Genomic DNA, 22,805 nt, shown 5'->3' with positions numbered 1-22,805 from the left:
TGATGAATTACAGCGGTGTGCCTGAACCGGGCATCGAGGTGCAGCCAAAACATTACATTTGCCGAAGGGCTTCGGGGAAGCTGAAGCTGGATGGACGCCTGGATAAGCCATTCTGGGAGAAGGCGGAATGGACGGAGGATTTCGTCGATATTGAGGGGGAGCTGAAGCCGAGACCGCCTAAGCGGACCCGAGTCAAAATGCTATGGGACGATGATTATTTCTATGTGGGGGCCGAGCTGGAAGAAGACGAAATATGGGCGACGCTGACTGAGCGGGATTCGGTCATTTTCCATGACAATGATTTTGAAATCTTTATTGATCCGGATGGCGATACCCATAATTATTACGAATTCGAGATCAACGCATGGAATACGGTATGGGATTTGCTGCTGCCGAAGCCATATCGGGACGGAGGTCCGGCGATCAATGGATGGGATATTCATGGGCTGGAGACCGCTGTTTATATCGAGGGCGAAATCAACAACCCGTCTGCCGACAACCGGAAATGGAGCCTGGAGGTAGCGATGCCATGGAGCAGCCTGAAGGAGTGTGCGCCGGAGGGGCGCGGGCCAAGGGCTGGTGAATGCTGGCGGGTGAACTTCTCCCGGGTGGAGTGGCATGTGGAAATCAAGGACGGTCAATATGTGAAAAGGCTGGATCCGGCTACCGGCAAACCGCTGCCGGAGGAGAACTGGGTATGGAGCCCGATGGGGATTATCAATATGCACTATCCGGAGCTGTGGGGATATGTGATGTTCGCCGATCATGAGCAGGCGGAATTCGCGCTTCCGCCGGATGAAGGGATCAAGCGTCTGCTGAGGAAGGTGTACTACCGGCAGCGGAACTATTACGCCGAGCATGGGGTCTTTAGTGACCGGCTTGACATATTGCTGGGCGAGGCGGAGAAGGGCTGGGACGACGGCCTGCTTGATCTGAAGCTTGAAACCACGTCGAGCTTGTTTCAGGTCTCGGCCCGATCAAGCGATGGGCGCAGCCGGGTATGCATTCGGGAGGACGGCAAGTTATGGACGGAGCAGGAGGGAGCGAGAGAATGAATACAACCTACGGATTTGATGTGCAGGTGATGGAAGAGAAATTTGCAGCCAAAAGGCAGTGGGCGAAGTTTCGGGAGCGGGAGCTGTTCGGCGTCTTTCGTGAGCCGCTGACGGAGGAAGAGCGGCTGCTGCTGAAATTTCTGTATGCGTATATGCCGCTGCATGACCTGGCCGATTATGACGGGGCGTTCTTTCTTCGTCACGTTCGGCATGCGCTTGAGGTTCGGGAGCAGATGCCATGGGGGCGGTCGGTGCCGGAGGAGCTGTTCGTTCATTTCGTGCTGCCTTACCGCGTCAACAATGAGAACATCGACGAAAGCCGCATGGTGATCCACCATGAGCTGGCCCCGAGGGTACAAGGCCTGTCGATGTCGGAGGCGGTGCTGGAGACCAACTACTGGTGTCATGAGCGCGCGACTTATACGGGCAACGATGCCCGGACGGTTTCGCCGCTGACGCTGATGCGGACCGCACTCGGACGCTGCGGGGAGCAATCCACGCTGGCGGTGACCGCGCTGCGCAGCATCGGCATTCCGGCGCGTCAGGTATATACGCCGCGCTGGGCCCACTGCGACTCCAACCATGCCTGGGTGGAGGCCTGGGCGGACGGCGCCTGGCATTTCATCGGCGCCTGTGAGCCGGAGCCGGTGCTGGACGAAGGCTGGTTCCGCTCACCATCCACGCGCGCGATGCTGGTGAACACCCGGGTAGCGGCTGATTATGATGGTCCGGAGGAAATTTGCTCGGATCATCCGTGGTATGCGGAGATCAATATGCTGGACCATTATGCGCCAGTGAAAGAGATCTCGGTGTATGTTGTGGATGAGGATGGGAGACCGGCGATCAATGCAGAGGTGAATTTCCAGCTGTATAACTTCGCTGAATTCAGCACGATTGTCACCAAGAAGGCCGATGCTAAAGGGCGTGTCACCCTGATGACAGGACTTGGCGATCTGCTCGTTCATGCCCGTGGAGAGCAGGGCTGGGGCTTCCGGCATATCCGCGTGTCCGAGGCCGGGGAATTCGAGCTGACCATTCACTCGCAGCCGGACTACGGTCAGGTGCTGGAGCTGGATATGGTACCCCCGCCGGTGTCCGGAGGGGAAGAACGGGTCGTCAGCGAAGAGATGCGCCGGCGCCACGAGGAGCGGATGAAGGAAGGAACGGCCATTCGCTCGGCATATGAGGCCACGTTCTGCTCCGAGGCGTATGCGGCCAAGCTGGCTGGGGAGCTGGCGCTGCCGCTGGAGCGGCTGCTGCCGGTGCTGCAGCAGTCGAAAGGGAACGGGGAGGAGCTGGCTCTGTTCCTGCAGGAGATCAAGCCTGAACACCGGCTGCTGGGACTTCGGCTTCTGGAAAGCCTGCGGGTGAAGGATCTGACGGATACGTTCCGGGAGTCGCTGCATGATCATCTGAACGGCGCCCTGCCGTTTGTGGATCGCGTTCCGGATTCGGAGCTGTTTGATGCTTACGTGCTATGTCCGCGGGTACACTTTGAAATGATTGCGCCGTACAGGGCGTTCTTCCAGCAGTCCTTTACCGAGGAAGAGAAGTCGCGCTATGCTGCGAGCCCGCAGCTGCTCGCCGAGCACATTGGCAGCTTGATTCAGGTAGCCAGCGATGTGGACCGTTATTCAGGAATGGCAACGCCCGTTGGTGCCTTCCGGCTGAAGGTGGCGGATCGGCTGAGCCGGCATATCGCGTTTGTGGCGGCGGCGCGCAGCCTGGGCATCCCGGCCAGACTGGAGCCGCTGAACGGCACGCCGCAGTTCTGGCAGGCAGGAAGCTGGCAGGATGCGGTGCTGGACCCGGCGGGGCTCCGGCAGGAGGCTGCAGAGGCAGGGGCGGCTGAACTGGCTGCGAAAGGGAAGGTATGTTTTGTACAGCCGCCGAATCAGCCGGCAGCGGACGCTTCATCCGACGTGGCCACGTATCATTACAATTTCACGCTGGCCCGGTTGGAGGAGGGCAGGTATCGTACGCTGTCGATTCCGTTCGGGGAAACGGATGTATACGACAAGCCTTACGAGGTGCTGAGCGGAGATTACCGGCTGACGACAGGAACCCGGCTTGGTGACGGTTCGGTTCGGGTGCGCCTCTCTTTCTTTAGCGTTGCGCCGGGTGAAGAAGTGAAGGCACCGCTGATATTCCGGGAAGAGGAGATTGAAGCGCCCGTATGGGGCAAAGTCAGTGACCGCGTATGGACAGATTGTGCCGGCAGCGGCAGTGTGGCCGCCGAGCACACTGGCATCGTCCTGGTCTGGCTGGAGTCCGAGCGCGAGCCGTCCAAGCATGTACTGCGTGAACTGAGAGAGCTGTCTGACCGGCTGGAAGACTGGGGCGGGCCGATCAAGCTGTTTAGCGAGGCAGCGCCGGCATCACAGGATATGGATGGGCTGCCGGATCAGGCCACGCTGCGGGTAGAGGAGGACGGTGCCCGCGGACTGCTGGAAGAGGTGAAGGCAACCGTGCCTGATCTCCAGGGCCGGGAATGGCCGGTCGTGCTGGTTCTGGATGTGAGCCGTCAAGTCCGGTACATGTCTGAGGGCTACAAGCTCGGCATCGGAGCAGACATTGTGAAGACGCTGAAGGCGCTCGGCTAGTGCTGAAGGAGCTGAACTGGCAATGAGGTGCCGCTGAGGCACCGCAAGGGGTTGGCTCACTATACAGATGACTTACTTATATCATGAATCTGAGAGCTATTAGGATATGCTCCCCTGGAGGGTCTTTCGGTGAATCCTTCCTAACAAACAAGCTGGCCAAGTAGAGGCCAGCTTGTTTGTTAGGGTTGCATTATGTGTTGGAATTTCTCCGTTTATAAAGATAGAATCCTGCGAGCCCCAGTCCGTTTTTTTAACTTAACTTATCTGCATACCGCTGCCGCAGCTTGTCCGCCATCTCCCGGACATCGTCTGCAGAGGGCAGCTTGAACCGGGCGGCCGCCTGGGTCAGGTCATAGCCAGATTGCCACCGGCGGACCACGTCCTTGACTGCATGCGTGAAGCTGTTCACGGCGTCGTCCTGCCCGGGGATGAGCTCTTCCAGACTGGCGGTACTGCTCTCTTCCACGAGCGGATAGCTGCCGGGAGCCGCGCCGGAGGCGGCGATGTCGTAGAAGGAGCGCACGAGCCTGGCGCGCTCGCTGCCGGAGCCGCTGGCGATGATGAATGCCTGGATGATGAAGGCATGCCGCTGGCGGCGCTGGGCGATGCCGCAAAATTTAAGCCCACCGATGCTGAGATCATACGTTCCGGGGCAGAAGGCGCCGGCGATCTCGCCGGTGTCCACCTGCGCCTCGGTAGAATGCAGCGCGTCCCGGATCAGCTGCACCATCACCTCGAAGTCGTCGTGGAAGTCCGGAGCCTTGCCCGTAGAATCGAACGGCAGGATCAGGGACAGATTCACGACGCCTGCGTCCAGGGGAACGGCTGCGCCGCCGGAGTGGCGGACCGCGGTGTTATAGCCCTGGGAACGCAGCCAGGCATCGCCTTCCGGCGCATGGGGGAGGCGGCTGTCCCGCACGCCCATGACAAAGGCGCGGGGATGCCGCCATAGATGGCAGATGGCTGGCCCGCCATTCCCGGTTTGGCTGCAGAGCAGCTCGTCCATGGCAAAATGGTGAAGGACATCCATCGAGGATAGATCAGCGGTTCGGTCCAGTATAAGTATCGGCTGGTGTTCGGGTAAGCGGAAGGGGATATTCATGTTCAAATTGTTCAACGGGTAAGCCTCCTCTATATGTAAAGCCGGAGCATGTTCTGCTGAAATGAATGGAATTGATATGAACAGAATACCACAATGCCCGGGGTGGCATGAAAGATTTGCTTGCGCCTTTCGTTTGACAAGCAAGCGGCATCTTTTCTAAGATGAAAGAAAATCCTTGTTAAGTTATTGTATTTATAGGAATGGGCAGAACATCAATGGTAGATAGACAGGTAGAACCACTTTGACAAAATTTTGGCGAAGATAGGATGCAGCGGGATCAATTTTGCCAGGACCGTATAGAAGGAGAAGAGCATGGACGTTTATAACAATGTAGTGGAGATGATCGGCCAGACGCCGATGGTAAGGCTCCAGCGCGTGGTGCCCCAGGGTGCGGCCGACGTGTATGTCAAGCTGGAAAGATTCAATCCGTCGGGCAGCGTGAAGGACCGGGCGGCGTATAATTTGATCCGCACCGCAGAGGAACAGGGCTTGCTTGCTCCCGGAGGAACCATCATTGAGCCGACCAGTGGCAATACGGGCATCGGCCTGGCGATGATCGCGGCGGCGAAAGGCTATCGGGCTATTCTGGTCATGCCGGACAATATGTCCAAGGAGCGGATCAACATTCTGAAGGCCTATGGCGCAGAGGTGGTGCTGACGCCGAGCAGCGAGCGCATGCCAGGCTCGATAGCCAAGGCGATGGAACTGCGAGCACAGATTCCTGGCAGCTTCATTCCGCAGCAGTTCCAGAATCAGGCGAACCCGGACATTCACAGAGTCACGACGGCGCCGGAGATTCTGGAGCAGATGGAAGGGCGGCTGGATGCCTTTGTGGCGACCGCCGGAACGGGCGGGACGATTACCGGCACCGGGGAGGAATTGCGCAAGCATCTGCCGGAACTGCATATTGCGGTTGTTGAGCCGCAGGGCTCGCCGGTGCTGTCTGGCGGACAGCCGGGGCCGCACAAGCTGGTGGGCACAAGCCCGGGATTTGTGCCGGATATTTTAAATACGGAGATCTATCATGAGATCATTCAGATTGCTGATGAAGAAGCGATCGGGATGGTCCGCAGCCTGGCTCGTCAGGAAGGGATTCTGGTCGGGCCGTCCTCCGGGGCCTCGGTATTTGCCGCGATCCGCGTAGCGGAGCGGCTGGGAGCAGGGAAACGGGTGGTATGTATGGCTCCGGATACAGGTGAGCGTTACTTGAGCATGGATATTTTTGGACCATAATGATAAGACTGCGCTGCGGCAGCTTGGCTGTACAGCAGGGAAGTTGCAGTGTAAGACGTGGGTGGTTGCCCGTATCGTATAACCAAACGAAGAACCGGACGAAGCAAGAGAGGGATCTTGCCGTCCGGTTCTTTGGTATATTCATGGGTGTTGTTCGGGCAGTGATGAAAGCCCTCATTCCCCTGAGCCCCGCGCTTCACTGGAAGTCAGCTCTGATTTCTGAATTGAGCCAGAGCCTGTTTGCCGCTCTGCACGACGATCACTTTATCGGTATAGGGCGTGAGCATTGCAGCGATCTTCCGCTTGCCTTCCCGCTCGTAGCTGTGATTCCACTTGAACATCTTGATCAGCATGTCAAAGGTCGGCTTGTAATTCGCTTGTTCGATCCCAAGCTTCTGTTTGATGAATCGCTTGACGATCTGGCGACAGCGAGTGAGATAGGACGGGCTCAGAAATAGGATCAGATCGGCTTCCTCAAGAGCAGGCCGAACCCAGTGATGATAGTGTGCGCCTTCGCTTACCCAGCTTTCGCTCTGAACTATCTGTTGGAGCAGGGCAACGATGGCTTCGTCATCACGCCGGATATCCCCAGCGTCCGCTCGGATCCATACGACATTGTCCAGTTCATAGAAAGGAGCATCCATCCGGGCGGACAGGGATCGGGCGAGTGTTGTTTTGCCGCTGCCTACAGAGCCGATAATATGAATTTTGCGCGGAATTTTCTTTTCCATATCAAGTCATGAGCCTCCCGGTCAGAGAATAGAGGTTGGAAAATAAGGATTCGATTCGCGTGCTCATATGTCCTCTTTTTGTGCGTCGATCTCTATCTGGTGCCCGGTTTCTCCGACCGTGATATTTTTGTTTGAATCATTGTGCCTAGTTTAGCTTAGCCTTGCAGCATGTGAAAGAAACCCCGAATCTGCTCAGCCAGAAGCTTCGGCTGCTCGGCGGCAATAAAATGCCCTCCGATATTTAGATCCTTCCAGCGAATGAGATTAGGAAATATACGCTCCACGTATGCCCGTGGCGGGCGAGTATTCGGCTCGGACGTTAGAGCAATGCCGTGCGGAACAGGAGAGGACTCTCCCGGGCCGGGCCAGCGGGTATGCCTGCCTTCGTAATAATAGCGGTTAGACGAATTGATGGTCCGAGTCAGCCAATAGATTGCTACGTTGCTAATGAGGAAATCCCGGCTGAAGTGCTGCAGCAGGTCGCCATCCTTGGGGTAAGTCCAGTCATGCCATTTTTCCAATATAAAAGCGGCAAGTCCAGCTGGCGAGTCCTCAAGGCCATAAGCCGCCGTCTGAGGCTTGGTGCCGAGCAGATGCGCATATCCGCCTTCCGATGCATACCACTGCCGCTGAAGGTCAAGGTACTCGGTTTCCTCCGGGGTGAGAATGGTCGTTTCATCCGTGTACGGGCTTGGATTGGCTGGCGACGTGGTGTGGTAGCCGATTATGCTCTCCGGTTGATCCAGACAGAGCAGCCCGAGGATGCTGGCGCCGATATCATACCCGTGGGCGCCGAACCGATCGTACCCTAGGCCGGCCATCAATTGGCCGAGAAGTTGCCCGGCCTGCCGGTCCTCAAACCCCGGCTCCCTCGTCCCGATGGAGAAGCCGTGGCCAGGGATGGATGGAATAACAATATCAAAAGAAAGCCCGGAGCCATCCCCGTATGTATCCGTCTCAGTTAGGTAGGGGACCAGCTCTAGCATCTCATAGAAGGTGCTGGGCCAACCATGGGCAAGGAGCAAGGGGATGGGGCTCGCGCCGCTGCTCTTGATGTGAATAAAGTGAATGCGATGTCCGTCAATGTCGGCGATATAATTCGGATATGCATTGATGTTGCGCTCCATGCGGCTCCAATCGAACTCGTGCCTCCAGTATCGAATCATTTCCTGCATGAAGGCTAGCGGAATTCCATAGTCCCCCTGTGCATGCTGGATTTCATCCGGCCAGCGGGTCATGTCCAGACGGCGATTCAGGTCTTCGATATCCTCCGGCGCTACCCGGAAGCGGAAAGGCTGAATGTCTATTTTCATATCAGGCACTCCTCTCGTTTCATTGAAATAGGGGTGGTGTTTGCATGTGGTACGCTACGATCTTATTCGCTTTATGGATGAGGCGGTGGTCTGCCATAGCTGGCTGTACAAAGTTGACAGAACCCGGTTGGGGGCGTTATGTGAATATGTGATAAAATGGAGTAAATCATGAGAAACGTGACTTATAAAACATATTTAAAGGTTAGCTAACCTGTTATTTTATTTTAATGGTTTGCAGGATCAATAGCAACAGGAGGTTGGGCTGTGATGGAGCAAGACTATCAGGGGCTGGAAATTATAGCGGATTTCATCAATACCTATGATCGGCGAATGCGATATGAGGGGGACCCGGGCACAGAGTGCTGGGTGGTCCCTGAGGATTTGAAGCACTGGTTGCAGAACATTCATTATATTGCCGGCGAGGAGCCTGTGTCCGAGTCTGATCTGGCGCTGGCGAGGAAGCTGCGAGCCGCGTTAAGAAGCGCTATTGAGCTTAACCCGCATGATCCGGGGCCTGATGTTGACGTGGAACCACTCGAGAAGGTTGCCAGGGAATTCAAGTACGCGATTAGGCTTGAAGACAACGGGGACAAGCTGGAGCCGCTTCATCAAGGAGGCAAGCAAGGGCTCGGGCATGTATTGGCATTGGTATATGAGATGAGAAGAAAAGGGCTTTGGCGGCGAATTCGGGTCTGCTCGGCCCCGGATTGCCAGTGGGTATTTATAGACCGATCCCGTCCGGGAACAGGAAAGTGGTGCCTCATGAGCGCCTGCGGTAACCGCGCCAAGAACAGGGCGTACCGGGAGCGGAGCCGGGTGAGCCGATCGTAGGATCGTGATTGATGATTGCAGGGCTGGCACTGCATTTTGGGGTAAAAAAAAGGCTGTCCCGGAAGTCAGATCAACAGACTTCCGGAGGCCAGCCCAGCACGCAATGACACTCCTGATGTTTAGCACGATGATCCCACTGGATCAGGTAGCGTCCTGAACGAAAGGGATAACCATGCAACATGCAACGAAGTAGACAGGAGATGCCGTTTCATGTGCTTGCTTCTTCATATTCTCATTTACTCATAGCGTGTGAAGTGTTTGACCTTCTTGCTCGGATCATCGTCTGATCAACGATCAGGCGATCCGTGGTCGTCGTTGTCAGCGGTGAACAGCCCCAGCTCACTGATCGACCACCAATGCAGGTCTTCCCCGGTTTGCACGATCTTGACGTAGCGGGCTGTTTGCAGCGGGAAGACCGCGGTGATGATCGGACCTTTGCCTTCGCCTGAAGCGACCGGGCCGCTCCAGTTCTCCGCGTCGCTGGACAGGTAGACTTCGTAACCGCGTGCGTAATCGTCTCGGCTGCTGCCGCTGTCCATCACGATTTTGTCTAGCGGTGTCGCTTCGCCAAGGTCCAGCATAATCCATTCGCCGCCCTTCTGCTCGGCACCGGAGGTCCAGCGGGTGAACATATCGCCATCCAGCATCGCCCCGGTCTGCGAGAGGTCAAAGTTGGCCGATGCGCTGATTACCCAGTCTGCCGGAGTCAGCTGCCGCTGCTTGCCGATGCCGTAATACACCACGGACAGCTCGGCAACCGACCACCATTTGTCGGATTCCCCGGTCTGAACAATTCTAATATAGCGGGCCGTCTGCGGAGGGAGGGTCATCTCAAGCATCCCGGGCTCGCCTGCTCCACTGGCGACCGCGTCTCCCCAGCTTTGACCGTCCTCAGACACATACACCTTATAGCTGCGCGGGTAATCGTCTGTGGAGCCGCCAGGATCCAGGATGACGGTATCGAAGGTGTGGGCTGTACCCAGATCGATTTCCAGCCATTCTCCACCTGCTTGAGGCTGTCCGCTGGTCCAGCGGGTGCGGATATCGCCATCCAGCATATGGAACGGACTTTCCTCGTCAGCAGACGAGGAGGCAGTCACTGTCCAGCCAGGCAGATCCTCCGGTTTGTCCGTGCCCGGTTCTTGTACCGGAGGCTGGGACCCAGGCTCTCCAAAACGTGCAAGCTTGATCTCGGCAATCGACCACCAGCTGTCCGACGGGGCAGTCAGCATGATTTTGAGGAATCGGGCGCGCTGAGCCCCCAGAGAGACTGCCAGGCTCGGCGATGCGCCAGCCCCTGTGAACACGGCTTCTCCCCAATTCTCGCCATCGTTGGAGACATATACTTCGTAACCGCGCGCATAATCGCCCCAGCTTGTGCCAGAATTCATGAACAGGGTATCAAAGGACTGCTCTGATCCGAGATCGACCTGCAGCCATTCACCTGCCCGCTGCGTTTGTCCTGAGGACCAGCGGGTGGACAGGTCATTATCCGTCAGGTTGGATACCGGCTCGGAACTTGCGGAGGCCGTGATCGCCCAGGATGTCCGGTCCAGGTAGGACACGCCTTGAGACGGGTCGGGGCCTTCGACTGTTGTATGCCGGGTTGGATCAACGGCAACTAACGCGTTCGGATATACGGTGGCAGAGCCGACAACACCGTTTTCGTTATAGAAGTGAATGGTTCTCGGGCTCTCTGAAGGATTCCAGATTTGTGCTGTGTACACGCCGTCTTTTTCATATACAGTAGCTGCCGGATAGTCGGCCCAGATCGCGGTGGAGCGGTGCCCCAACGTGGCCATACTGTTAACGAACCAGTACGTATTGAATGCTTCATTCTGCTGCATATGGGTTGTGTCCCATTTGGCCAGCACAGCCTCCGGATCGCTAAGGGACTGGAATGGCCAGATGATATGGAACCAGGTGTTTTCAGGCTGGCCTCCCAGCTCATCGATCAGTCCCTGATACAGGGCAGCGGCTTTCTCAGGCTGACGACCATAGTAGGTCATCCATTCGGCTGACGGGAGCCAGTGAATGCCATAGACCATCTCATGATCTCCGGAGAAGAACGTTCCGTACAGGTAGGCGCTGCCGTACACATGCCCGACGACCTTATGCTTGTACGCCTCCGGCCAATTGTCTCCGTCATAGTTGAACCAGTATTGCTCGGCCGCCTTCTCTTCGGTTGTGAAGCCCCAGATGCCCGCATCGCGGTAGGCATCATTGCCGGTGACAAGCCCCCACATGTATTCGCCAACCCAGCCAAATAATGCTTCGCCGGCCGCTTCCTGGTTGTTCCCGCTGCGGTTGTCGGCATAACCTCCGGCCCAGGAGTGGCCTTCATAAGGGTCGAAGTTGCGGAACCAAGGGAACAGGTTGTCTGTCCGGGACGGGTTCGCATAGTCGCGAATCAGCACCTCTGTCATATCGCCATAATCACGCAAGAACTCCTTGTCGTAGGTCGCTAGCACCGCGGACGCGAAGACGTAATAGCCATACGTGAAGTGATGGTCCGTCAGTCCCGTGTTCAGCCCGAATCCGCTGGCGTAAGGGAATACGGACCCCCAATACGTCGAGTAGTGAAAATAATGGGAATGACGCGGCTCATCAGGGGAATACGTATACCAGTCCGTCAGAATGGTGCGCAGATCCGCCAAATAGCGGTCTCTTCGCTCGGTGTCTCCAAGCTGGTCGCTGATCAGCACCGCTACCGCGAGCGGATGCAGCTTTTTCCCTTGCCAGTAAGGATCCGCGATCATCAGCCCGTTCGCAAGATCGGCATCGAGCTGATCGAGGTAAGCCACGAGCTGGGCCCGCGAATAATCCGGGTTGCTCGGTTCTACAAATTGCGGAATCATGCCGTAAAAACGGTCTTCCGTCGTAAATGTGCTGCCTTCCCGCACTTTAAGCGTACCGCGGATGGACGGGTAGCTAAGCTCGGTCAGCGGAGTTGTCGTGATTTTCCACTGGTGCGGCAGCAGTGTCATGATCGTTTCCTCGGAAAAGCCAGGTCTTTTCGGCTCGGTCTCCGAGGTGAAGTTCGTTGTGACAAGGGAGGTGTCCTCGTCATAGCGATAATCGACGCGTGTATCGGTCACAAACGCATAGGCGTGCTGGTAGTATCGCTCCAGCTCGGTTGCCGAAGGCAGGGCTGCGATGGACAGGTAGTCGCCTTGTCCAAGCTTGATTTTGACCGTATTCCCAAGCTTCATGAACGTCGTTCCCGGCGGCGCATAGATGCCATAGCTGCGGACGAACGTTTGCGGCGCTGGAGCTCGGTCCTGGTTCACCACTTCGAAGCCGATATGGTCGCTTACGAGCACGTCTCCGTCATTCACCAATACCGGGTTGTTGTTATCATCGAACAGTCGGGAAAGCACCGGCGAATGAATAATGACAGCATCCGGGTTCTCAAACGTGTTGTACAGGAAAGGCGAACCCTTCACAAAGGTGGTGCTCATCTTAGCCGTATCGTCATCACTCAGGATGACGCTGGCGGAATAATCGCCATAGCCGGAAATTTTCGTCTCCATTTCGGCTGGATGGATGTTGTTGACGAACAGGTACAGATCCGGGTCGCCGTCTGCGTCGATGTTATCGCCGCTTGCCGACACATAACCGGCACCCGGGTTCAATACCGCGAGTCCTTGCTTCGTGTACCAGTTCTTGAGCGGCAGAGTGATCAGGCCGTTGCCATCGCCCAGGTTGGCGATCAGGATCGACTGCCACCAGCCATTGGACGGGATCGGTGCCTGGATATTCGGCGTCCGGTATTTCGGATTTTTCGGCTCCAGCTGTGTGATATCGTTGATCTCATAGCTTCCGGCTCCTACTGGCACAGCGGAGGGAGCCTTTACTTCCGGAATATCATAAACAGGCTGCGGGTCCCCTTCGCGGTAAGCGCGCACTTCAAATTCGAACAGTGAATAACCGTTTGCGCTGCCGCGCGCGATGCCGGCCATTTTGACATAGCGGGCATGGGTGTACAGCGGAATGACATCCTTGCCGCCGGAGCCGTTCAGCTCCCGGTACACGGTCGTCCACTCACGGGCATCGTTGGATACCTGAATGTGGTAGGCACGCCCGTAAGCAGCTTCCCAATGGAAGGCGACGCTGCCGATTTCGCTGACTTCGCCCAGATCGACATAGATCCACTCCGTATCCGTGTATACGGATGACCATCGTGTTCCCGGATCGCCATCGGTCGCATTGCGGGCGGCGTAGTTGCGCTCCTCCATCCGGGCTTTGTCCTCGGCCGAGCGAGTCGGCTCATCAATTTCGAGGGAGGAGACCGTAACCGGCTTGTTCAGCGCCAGATTGACGGCTTCCGGCTTCGGCGGCTTGTTCGCACCGCCAGTACCGTAAACGGCCAGCTCCCATATCGAAATGCCGTAAGCCTGCTGCGCGCGCTCGGTGCTATAGACGCGGACGTAGCGGCCGGCTGCGGATACTTCGCTCTCGACCTCACCGGCTCTTCCTTGAATGACATCCGTCACATCGGTCCATTCGATCTCATCGTCCGACACTTGAATGGTGTATGCACTGGAATAAGCATTCTCCCAGTTTACGGTCACCTTGGAGATGTTCGCACTGGCGCCGAGATCGACGTAAATCCATTGCGGGTCCTTCTGCCATACACTTTCCCAGCGGGTATTCGGGTTTCCGTCCACGGCCAGATCCGGCGTATTTCCGCCAAGGCTGGAAGAGGCGTAAACAGGTCTGTGAAGCGACAGTATAGGATCGCGATCCGCTGCATGAACAGCCGGAGCTGCAAGCGGCAAACTGCCTATCCATAATAGGAACGCGATCACAACGTTCGCGAGTATGATGAGGGGATGTTTTCTCCTCGTTGGTTGTCTGTACATATGTTCTCTCCTATCCATCATGATATAAGCCGCGTCCTTCCCCAAGAGGTCTTTCTCTAACGCTCCTTTCACATATTCATGGGGATTGGCTCCACGGCTTATATCGACGGCCAGACTTTTGAATTTGAGTAAGAACATCTAATAAAAGGAAATTTCCTTCTCGGGTAGGAAAGATCAATACATAAAGATGTACATATTCTAGAGGGACCAGGATAAAACAGCTACCCTTGCAAAATTCGGCCAATGATCTGCTGGTTTTCCGGTCTGTTCCAGAAGCTGAAACACCCGGAGCAGCGCCTGTTTCTATATAAAAAGAGCGAATCGGTCCTCATAGTGCTCAAGACCGATTCGCCGTAATATAAATATAGAATTGGCGTAAAGAAACCTCTTCACGCGGCTCGAACAAGCGCCCGATGATTTATGGATGCATCGTTCATCATTCGATGGATTCAGCGTTGTGTTGACAGTCACCTCGCGTCCCGTTGCCGATACCGCTCAGGTACGAGATGAGCAGCGCCGAGCGCTCCGTATACATATTCTACCGTGGCCGCGATGGCGGCTTCCGGCGGCTGCGGCTCCTCGAGGAGCAGCGGACGGAAGTAATAGTTTCGCTTATGGAACAGCAGGCTGCCCAGTACGAGCAACAGCGTCGTATCGATGGACTGGAAGTGGAACTTGCCTTGACTGCGCCCGTCCAGCATCAAGTCGCGCAGCTTCGACCAGATTGGAAACGTTCGGTCTTGGATCGCTTGCAGCCGCGGAGAGTGCATTAGAATTTCCTGTTCCAGAATATTGCCCATGTCCGGGTCGTTTAACTTAAACAGCATGACCTGTTCTATAAATAATGCCAGGCCGGTCTCCGGCTGAGCGAGAATGTCCCGGTACTGCTCCAAGGCATCGTCCACATTGGGGAAAAACTCATCAAACAACGCGGAGAACAAATTTTCCTTCCCGCCGAAATGGTACGAAACCAATGCTACGTTGGCTCCTGCCTCCTCGCAAACCTGGCGAACCGTCGTTCCGTCGAACCCATGCTTCGCGAACAGCGTCTTCGCCGCGAGAAGAATTCTGGTTCGGATGTCCGGTTCCGTCATGTCGCAGCGCCCCCTCTTTTAATTCGCCGCGAATGCACTCCTCTCGGGCAGTGCACGGCCGCGTCTCACGGCCGTTACGGCGATACCTATTCCTAAGTATACCAAAGCGCTTGCCGCTAACGCGAGCGCTGGTGCTGTAGTGCTCGGCCCGCCGAACAGCAAGTTCATCAGGCCTTCAACGGCATAGGTGGCAGGCAGCGCATCGCCCAGTCCCTGATAGAATCCGGACAGCATTTCGCGCGGCACCATGGCGCCTGACGATACGAGCTGTGCCGACAGCAGCATAATGTTGAACACCATGCCGCCTGTGCCGAACAGCAGCAGGAAGACCTGCGCCAATGTCATGAAGGCAAACAGGAACAGTGTCTGGAAGCCCCACAAGGACAGAAAGCTGTGTTCGGTTGAGCTGCCCAGCAGCGTGACCAGCGTCACGCCGAACAATCCGACAATGACGGCTGTTCCGACATTGATGAGCTGACGCGCTGTGAATCGCTGCCACTTGGAGTGCCGGCTTGTCAAGGCTGCGGATGACTGCTCCAGATTCATGCCGAGCAGCATCGAGCCGACGTAAGAGGCAAGCACCATCATCATCGGCACCATTTGGTCAGCCATATCGGGCACCGGATTGCTGATTTCGTAGCTTCCCTCAATGCGGGAGGTCAATCCTGCAGCGAGCGCTTCCGCTTGCGGCTCAGCGATCTGCATGGAGGCTAGGGTCTGCTGGACCCCGTGCTGTGCGGCAAGCTGATTGGCCGTCGCAGTGATTTGCTGGGCGACACTGGCCATAGCATTTTTTATCGTGACGACATTGGATTCGTTCATGGCATACGTAATCATCCCCTTGGATTCCGTTGACGATACCGCTTCGCTGAAATCGGCGGGGATGTGAACCACCATCTGGACCTCCCGCTGCTCCAGCTGATCGCGAGCCTCTGTCAAACTCCCCGGCTTGATAACGGTGAATGGCAGCTGTTCATGCAGCGACGCCGCGAGCACAGCCCCGAAGCCGGCATCCTCATTCACAACGGCAATCTGCAGTTGGCTCGTTCGTTCATTAACCCCGCTGTACCCCGTCATCCATACCACACTGAAAATAAGCTGGAACAACGCCGCCGTAGCGATTCCGATGATCGTTGTTTTCTGTTTGAAAAAATCCTTAACCACTCCACCCACTTGATTCCCTCCCAATTTAAATGTTTGTTTAAAATAAACGTTTGTTTAAATTGTAGACAACAGATGGGACCATGTCAAGCCACTCGATGTCGGTAGCGCTTGGAGACTTGCTTGAAGGAGCCTAACCTATTTGCCAGCTGATGCGTCCGGCTTTTTCCGTCGGGGCATTCCTACCCTTCGGTGGCGGACTCCAGTTCAGGGATAGGGGCGTAAGGTCACACCAAAAAGCGACCCATGAACGGATCGCTTTCGAGAGATACAAATGATTCAATTATTTGCGAGTCCCATGCTGCTTGTTCGGCAGCTTGCTGCTCGGCGTTCCATGGCCGTGCTGCTCTTGGTTGCGGCGGGCCTTCTCGGCGTTCTCATTCATCTTTTCCACAAACTCATGCGTGCTGCTGTCCATACCGGACCTCCTTCAACGTAACCATCCGTGATCACGGCGGTGTATTCACCGATTAATATAACCGTAATCCCGGGAATGTATGAATCTGTAGGCATAAAAGCTGTCTTCCCCGCATTCAGCCCGTTGGAGATGGAGCATCACGACCGGCTTGCCGGGATTCCTCCGCCGCTCGGCGTAACTTCGCCAGCTTCGGCTTTATTCGTCCGCTCCAAGTCCAGTAGGTCAGGCTCCGCATCAGCCGCTCAACCGGGCCAGAGCGGAACTTTTCGAGCCAGAGCAAGCTCGCTGCTGCCTGGGCCATATATATGGCAAGCGCCAGCAGGATGCCTGGCCATACGCCAAGCCGGCCGAACTGCCCGAGTCCATAACCGTAGAAAATCGATGTGGAAATGACCGTTTGCAGCAAATAGTTCGTCAGCGACATTCTGCCGACAGCTTCGAACCCGCGAAATGCGAGGGAAGAGCTCGGAGCTTTCGCATACAGCAGCGCGAATAGATGAATGTAACCGAGCGCCAGGAGCTGCCCGCCAAGCACGATGCATACCCCGCTCAAGGCGTGGGTGCTTCCGAGAAGGACAGCGGCGGTTTTCAGCACCAGACCGAGCGGAACCAGAAGCGACCAGCGCAGATAGGTTGTGGCTTCCGCCGAGGGTTGAAGGAAGCGGCCCTTCTTGGCAGCCGCCATGCCGAACAGAAACATCGGCGCGTTCATAAACGGCACAATCAGAATGACGATGAGCATTACCCATTCCGGCAGATCCAGCGGCGGTTCCGAGTTCAGGCGATAGTCCATGATCTCACTGTAGCTTCCCGACTGGTACACATGGGTCGTTTCTGTCACGTAGCTCTCCAGTCGCTGTGTTTCCTCCAGGTTCTTCTCCGCTGCTCCAAGGCTCACGATACCGGTAAGTGTCAGAAACAGAGCGCCCCATAGGATCAGCGTTCGAGGCTTTCGTTTCAGAAAGAACAGAAGCAGCAGCGTTATTGCCCCGTAGAAGATCAGAATATCGCCTTCCCACAAATAATAGCCGTGCCCAATCCCAAGCCCGATTAGCGCCAGCGATCTGCGAATGAAGCTCCATCTCGACGTTCGGCCTCTCGCCGTTAACGCGTCCCGCATCTTGATCATGCTGTATCCGAACAGGAACGTAAAGATCGGCATAAAGCTGCCCTCTACGAGAACCTGAACCAGCCTGTGACCGAGAGTATCCGTTGTGGTCGGATGGAACAGATGAAGTTCGTCCTTGCCATACATCCCATATTGAAAAATAAGCATATTGGCCAGCAAAATGCCCAGCAGACTTAATCCGCGTATGGCATCAACGGCCGCTGCGCGTTGTGGTATTTTGACCACCGATCATCACCTCTTGCTGAACAGTATAGCGAGCGGAGTTAACGTCCCGGATAAGACCAGCCTAACTTTTCCTTAAATTTGCGGTAATTGTTTAGCTCCTGTTAAGGTAGTTGTGCTAGCATTTAGCTAGAGGGTGGGGAGATATGGAGAACGCAAAAATACTAATTGTCGATGACGAACCTTCCATTGTGAAAATGCTGCAGATGGTGCTGCGCAAGGAAGGATTTAACCAAGTATATACGGCGGGGAATTGCAAGGAGGCGCTGGAGGCGATTTCGGCCCACGGCGCGGATATCGTGCTGCTGGATGTTATGCTGCCAGACGGAAGCGGCTTTGATCTGTGCCCGAAAATCCGGGCTTACGGAAGCCCGCATATTCTGTTTCTGACAGCCAAAGCGTCCGATTTGGACGTGCTCACCGGCTTTGCGATGGGCGGGGACGATTATGTGACCAAGCCGTTCAATCCGCTTGAGATTGCAGCCCGAATCAAGGCGAGACTGCGCCGGACGGGGCTGGGAGGAGTCCCGGTCGAGACGGAGCCGGTCGTTGCCGGGCGGGTGTGGGATTACGGGCGTTTTGTGCTCGATGAGACTGCCGGAGAGCTCCGCGTACTGGGACGGCCAGTACAGTGTCCGGCGCTGGTGTTTTCGCTGCTGCTCTATTTCTGCAAGCATCCTGGCATCGTCTTTTCCAAGTCTCAGCTGTACGAGGCGGTATGGGGGATCGACGGGATCGGCGAGGACAATACGGTTATGGTGCATATCCGCCGCATTCGTGAACGGATCGAGGAGGACCCGAGCCATCCGAAGCTGCTGGTCACGGTCAGGGGCTTGGGATACAAGCTGGTGAAGGAGAACGCCTAATGAAACTGCGGAGAAGGCTCGCTTTTCATTTTACATATCAGATGATTGCCCTGTCGGTTCTGATGCTTTGCGTGCTGCTGGTGCTGTTGTTCTTCCTGCTCAAGCATATCAACAACGAGGAGATGAAGCGCAATTTCCCGGCAGGTGTGCTGGAAGGCATCGTGGCTGAGACGATAACGGAGGATGGCGTCGTTCGGTTGGCGGAGTATTGGAATGTATTGCTGAAAGAGAGTGACATGTGGCTACAGGTTGTAGACACCCGGGGGCAGGTCATTCATGCATCCAATACGAATTCAGATATTCCGGAGCAATATTCAGTGAGCCAGTTGCTCGAGATCCAGGAGAGCGGGCGATTAGGCGGCTATACCGTCAATTGGGAGATGGATCTGGCCTATGAAGAGCCCTTGCTGTATTTGTTAGGACGAGTGGATGAGAAGGCGGATTGGCTGCAGTCCTGGTTCGCCCGATTCCAGGAGAATGGGGTTGTCGGTCCGGAAGGGAGTGTCAGGCTGGGTGAGGAGATGGCTCGTCTGGGTGGTTTTTTACATGTGATCAATGGCGAAGGGGAGATCGTCCAGGCGATTGGTGATCGATCCGCAGAGAAAGACAGTTATCATCCGCTAGAAATTATTGCGATGCAGGAACAGCCTGGAACGTATTCTACATCCATTACCGTCTATCGTGATCAGCGCACGGGACATACGTGGTTATATCATACGCCGCGGGAGAATGTCGCGAATAAAGTCTCCGTCATGCAGGAGGTGATCTGGGCCACCGTATGGCTCATGATCTGCATGCTGATCATATCGCTGGCCATCTCGTTCTGGAACGGCTATCGGTATAGCCGGCCGCTGCTGCTTTTCACAGGCTGGTTCGAACGGATGGGACGCGGGGAGTATGAGGAAGTGCTGACACCGAAGGACCGAAAAAGGGTATTCCGCAGGAATGGCAAGCTCCGCATGAGATACAAGCTGTACAAGGAAGTGATCCATGCTTTCTATCTGATGGCGAATCGACTGGCGGAGGCCAAAGAGGAGCGGGAGCGACTGGACCGGAACCGCGAGGAATGGATGTCAGGCATATCGCATGATCTGCGAACCCCGCTGGCCTCGATTCAGGGTTATGGCTATATGCTTGAGAACGCGCCGGAGGAATGGAGCAAGGAAGAGCTGAGGGAGATGGGCACGGTCATCCGGGAAAAAGGCGACTATATGCTGGATCTGATCAACGATTTCTCGCTGGTATTCCGTCTCAAGAGCCGGATCGCGCCGCAGGAAATGTCCCCGGTCGATGTGAACGAGCTGGTGCGGCGCTGCGTGCTGAAATATGTGAACGATGCTACATGGAGCAAGGCGTCCTATACGTTCAGCGGCGGAGAGGGAGAGCTTCCGGTTAACGGGAATGTCAATTGGCTGCAGCGTCTGATGGATAATCTGATTACGAATGCTGTCAAGCATAATCCGGATGGCATCGAGATCGAGGTACGGGTGGAGAAACGCCCGGGATGGGTGGCGATCACCGTGGCTGATCAGGGGGTTGGCATGGATGAGGAGACGATGGCCAATCTGTTCGAGCGGTATTATCGCGGGACGAATACGGAGGAGAGCATGGAGGGCTCCGGGCTTGGAATGAGCATCGCCAAGGCGATTGTGGAAGCGCATCAGGGTCAGGTGGAGGTTTGGTCGGAGCCGGGAAGAGGGACGGCAATTACGGTCCTGCTGCCGGAGATGGGCGATAGGGCTTGGGATGGTGCGGATGAAGCGGCGGCGACAGGCGTGAGGCGGAGCTGAGCATCCGATGATCGAAGCGCTGCGTATGCCTTAGGGGGCAGGATGCCGAGCAAGGCCTTCCTTCCCGAAGGGGATGAATAGGGAGGATAAGGGCTAAGAAAGCGAAAGAGACAAGAAAAGGAAATCGCGGCTGTCTTGACTTCTCAGGCAGGAAGATTATAATTCTAACAACAATGCAAACAATGAAATATACAGATAGGGCTTTATAAGATACATTCTTGATGTATATGCCGGAGAATAAGGCTCTGGCGTTTCTACCAGGTTACCGTAAATGACTTGACTACATGAGGATGACACAGCGAATATGCAGGGGACGCAGCGGATCGAAGAAGCAGCCGGCCTGCTGTCTATCGCGGAAGGCCCCTTTCGTTAAGCGGGAGCCGCCGGGTTAGTCCTTGCGGGGACAATCGCGGCATATGGTAATCGAGTGACGAGAAGGGGCTTGTGTCATCTATAAATGTGATATCATGGGCAACCCGGGCGAAATTGTAGCCCGGGTTGTTTTTTTATTACCTCGCCGCCGCATGACAGGGAATGAATTGGGCTCGGGTTAGGAAAGCTTGAAATATAAGGGAGTGGAGATCGAAATGACAACAATTCAAAGACAGCCTCGATATGAAGTTAGCGATCGCCTGGGGCGCATTGCGCTTGGCCAGGAGCCTGCCGAGCTGGTGATCAAGAACGGCACGCTGGTCAATGTGTTTACAGGGGAGCTTCAAGAGGGGATAGACATCGCTATTGCTGCCGGGCGAATTGCTTATATCGGACAAGCGGATCATACGATCGGAGACGGTACGAAGGTGATCGAAGCCCGCGGACGGTATATCACACCTGGACTGCTCGACGGGCATATGCATGTCGAAAGCACGATGCTGACCGTAACGGAATTCGCGAAGGCTGCCCTCGTGACCGGCACAACGGGCGTGTTCATGGACCCGCATGAGATCGCGAATGTGTTCGGCATGGAAGGGGTGCGCTGGATGCATGAAGAAGGCCGCGAGTTGCCGCTGAAAGTGTTTACGACCATTCCGTCTTGTGTTCCGGCCACGTTCGATCTGGAGGATGCCGGGGCCCAGCTGGGCGTGTCCGACATTGAAGAGGGCCTCACCTGGCCGGGTGTGGCCGGCCTCGGAGAGGTCATGAATTTCCCGGGGGTTGTCTATGGCGACCCGACGATGAAGGGTGAGATTGAAGCGACGATCCGTGCAGGCAAGGCCGTGACCGGGCATTTTCCGGCAGAGGATGACCGGATGCTCCAAGCCTATCTCGCCGCAGGGGTGAGCTCGGATCATGAGACGGTTACGAGAGAACAGGCGCTCGCGAAGGTTCGGCTCGGTCTGCATCTGATGATTCGCGAGGGCTCGGCCTGGCAGGACGTGAAGGAAGTGATCAAGGTGGTGACGGAGGACAAGGTGCGGACGGACAACATCTCCCTTGTCACAGACGACGTTTACCCGCAGACGCTGCTCCGGCTTGGTCACATGAACCATGTGGTGCGCCGGGCCATCGAGGAGGGCGTAGAGCCTGTCACCGCCATTCAGATGGCGACGGTCAACGTGGCCCGCTACTTTGGGCTGGATGGAGATCTGGGCAGTATTTCACCAGGTAAAATCGCGGACATGCTTCTGATCGACGATCTGAACAGCATGGTTCCGTCCATCGTGATCACTGATGGCGAGGTGGTAGCGGAGGCCGGGCAGCTCATCAAGCCGTTCCCGGTTTACGAGTACCCAGAGAAGGCCTTCAGCTCCGTTCGTCTCCAGCGGGCGTTAACGGCAGCGGACTTCCGTCTCCTTAGCCAATACGAGACGCATCAAACGAAGGTGAACGTGGTCCGGGTCATTGAGAACAGCGCCCGCACAGCCAAGCATACGGCTGTTTTGCCGGTGAAGGAAGGCGTGATTCAGCCGGATGTCAGCCAGGACGTCATCCAGCTAGCCTGCATTGAGCGTCATCAAGGCACCGGGCAAATCTCGCTTGGCTTCGCAACCGGCTTCCAACTGAAACACGGTGCGGTGGCCTCCACCGTAGCGCATGACAGCCACAACTTGCTGGTCATGGGCGCGAATACCGAGGATATGGCGCTGGCAGCCAACGAGCTTGCTGCTTGCGGCGGCGGCATGATTGCCGTGCGGGACGGCAAGGTGCTGGCAAAGGTCGCAATGCCGATTGCCGGACTGCTTGCTGACCGGCCGGTTGAGACGGTTGCGGAGGAAGTCGCAGCGCTGGAGGATGCCTGGCGTGAACTGGGCTGCCCGATCCATGCACCCTTCATGACCTTCTCCCTGATCGCGCTGCCGGTCATTCCGGAAATCCGCATTACGAATCGTGGGCTTGCGGATGTGACCGAGTTCAAGCTGATTGAAACGGAGATTGGACCGGTGTCATAAGC

The 22,805-nt window shown here is 56.1% G+C and carries 15 protein-coding genes and 1 riboswitch; of the genes, 7 read left to right on the top strand and 8 right to left on the bottom strand.

All coding sequences use genetic code 11. The features are described from left to right. Nucleotides 1-2 precede the first annotated feature (2 nt). Together CHH67_RS10030 and CHH67_RS10025 are read left to right on the top strand one after the other, a co-directional pair. A complete protein-coding gene (locus CHH67_RS10030) occupies nt 3-1,055 on the top strand; it encodes a carbohydrate-binding family 9-like protein (protein ID WP_095265029.1) in 1,053 nt (350 codons plus the stop codon). Continuing rightward, nucleotides 1,052-3,658, top strand: a complete 2,607-nt coding sequence (locus CHH67_RS10025; protein WP_244908143.1) for a transglutaminase-like domain-containing protein — start codon at nt 1,052-1,054, stop codon at nt 3,656-3,658. Before CHH67_RS10030 ends, CHH67_RS10025 begins: the two co-directional genes overlap by 4 nt. Nucleotides 3,659-3,908: 250 nt before the next feature. On the opposite strand, the gene CHH67_RS10020 is transcribed toward CHH67_RS10025, so the two are convergent. Further along, entirely contained in the window at nt 3,909-4,760 is an 852-nt protein-coding gene (locus tag CHH67_RS10020) for a lipoate--protein ligase family protein (protein WP_095265117.1), read from the bottom strand. A 312-nt stretch (nt 4,761-5,072) separates the two neighbouring features. Between CHH67_RS10020 and cysK the strand changes: the two genes are divergently transcribed. Beyond that, nucleotides 5,073-5,993, top strand: coding sequence for a cysteine synthase A (gene cysK, locus CHH67_RS10015; protein WP_095265027.1), 921 nt, complete (start codon nt 5,073-5,075; stop codon nt 5,991-5,993). A 206-nt stretch (nt 5,994-6,199) separates the two neighbouring features. On the opposite strand, the gene CHH67_RS10010 is transcribed toward cysK, so the two are convergent. Then, nucleotides 6,200-6,724: a P-loop NTPase family protein gene (locus tag CHH67_RS10010; protein WP_095265026.1), complete on the bottom strand. Its 525-nt coding sequence runs from the start codon at nt 6,722-6,724 to the stop codon at nt 6,200-6,202. A 155-nt stretch (nt 6,725-6,879) separates the two neighbouring features. Next, nucleotides 6,880-8,037, bottom strand: a complete 1,158-nt coding sequence (locus CHH67_RS10005) for an epoxide hydrolase family protein (RefSeq protein ID WP_244908142.1) — start codon at nt 8,035-8,037, stop codon at nt 6,880-6,882. Between the two features lie 267 nt (nt 8,038-8,304). Between CHH67_RS10005 and CHH67_RS10000 the strand changes: the two genes are divergently transcribed. After that, on the top strand, nt 8,305-8,868 hold the full coding sequence (locus tag CHH67_RS10000; RefSeq protein WP_095265025.1) for a CGNR zinc finger domain-containing protein: 564 nt from the start codon (nt 8,305-8,307) through the stop codon (nt 8,866-8,868). Nucleotides 8,869-9,155: 287 nt separating this feature from the next. Here the strand turns inward: CHH67_RS10000 and CHH67_RS09995 are convergent, their stop codons facing one another. From CHH67_RS09995 to CHH67_RS09975, 5 genes are all read right to left on the bottom strand, one after another. After that, nucleotides 9,156-13,733 carry a discoidin domain-containing protein gene (locus CHH67_RS09995; protein WP_095265024.1) on the bottom strand — a complete coding sequence of 1,526 codons (4,578 nt, stop codon included), beginning with the start codon at nt 13,731-13,733 and terminating at the stop codon, nt 9,156-9,158. Nucleotides 13,734-14,200: 467 nt separating this feature from the next. Then, nucleotides 14,201-14,827, bottom strand: coding sequence for a TetR/AcrR family transcriptional regulator (locus CHH67_RS09990; protein ID WP_095265023.1), 627 nt, complete (start codon nt 14,825-14,827; stop codon nt 14,201-14,203). Between the two features lie 18 nt (nt 14,828-14,845). Then, nucleotides 14,846-16,000 carry a YhgE/Pip domain-containing protein gene (locus tag CHH67_RS09985; protein WP_095265022.1) on the bottom strand — a complete coding sequence of 385 codons (1,155 nt, stop codon included), beginning with the start codon at nt 15,998-16,000 and terminating at the stop codon, nt 14,846-14,848. A 271-nt stretch (nt 16,001-16,271) separates the two neighbouring features. Further along, complete coding sequence (locus tag CHH67_RS09980; protein WP_095265021.1) at nt 16,272-16,406, bottom strand: DUF4023 domain-containing protein; 135 nt, start codon at nt 16,404-16,406, stop codon at nt 16,272-16,274. Between the two features lie 115 nt (nt 16,407-16,521). Further along, nucleotides 16,522-17,760, bottom strand: coding sequence for a DUF418 domain-containing protein (locus CHH67_RS09975; RefSeq protein WP_244908141.1), 1,239 nt, complete (start codon nt 17,758-17,760; stop codon nt 16,522-16,524). A gap of 143 nt (nt 17,761-17,903) precedes the next feature. Between CHH67_RS09975 and CHH67_RS09970 the strand changes: the two genes are divergently transcribed. From CHH67_RS09970 to ade, 3 genes are all read left to right on the top strand, one after another. Continuing rightward, nucleotides 17,904-18,623: a response regulator transcription factor gene (locus CHH67_RS09970; protein ID WP_095265020.1), complete on the top strand. Its 720-nt coding sequence runs from the start codon at nt 17,904-17,906 to the stop codon at nt 18,621-18,623. Next, nucleotides 18,623-20,413 (top strand): sensor histidine kinase, encoded by a 1,791-nt coding sequence (locus tag CHH67_RS09965; RefSeq protein ID WP_095265019.1) that lies wholly within the window; start codon nt 18,623-18,625, stop codon nt 20,411-20,413. Before CHH67_RS09970 ends, CHH67_RS09965 begins: the two co-directional genes overlap by 1 nt. Nucleotides 20,414-20,614: 201 nt before the next feature. Then, a riboswitch (purine riboswitch) is annotated at nt 20,615-20,716 on the top strand. A 284-nt stretch (nt 20,717-21,000) separates the two neighbouring features. Beyond that, nucleotides 21,001-22,803, top strand: a complete 1,803-nt coding sequence (ade, locus tag CHH67_RS09960; protein ID WP_095265018.1) for an adenine deaminase — start codon at nt 21,001-21,003, stop codon at nt 22,801-22,803. Nucleotides 22,804-22,805 lie beyond the last annotated feature (2 nt).

Source organism: Paenibacillus campinasensis (assembly GCF_002272015.1).
Classification (GTDB): Bacteria; Bacillota; Bacilli; order Paenibacillales; family Paenibacillaceae; genus Paenibacillus_AQ; species Paenibacillus_AQ campinasensis.
The sequence above is the reverse complement of the archived record's forward strand: the minus strand, read 5'-3'. Positions and strand labels throughout refer to the sequence as shown.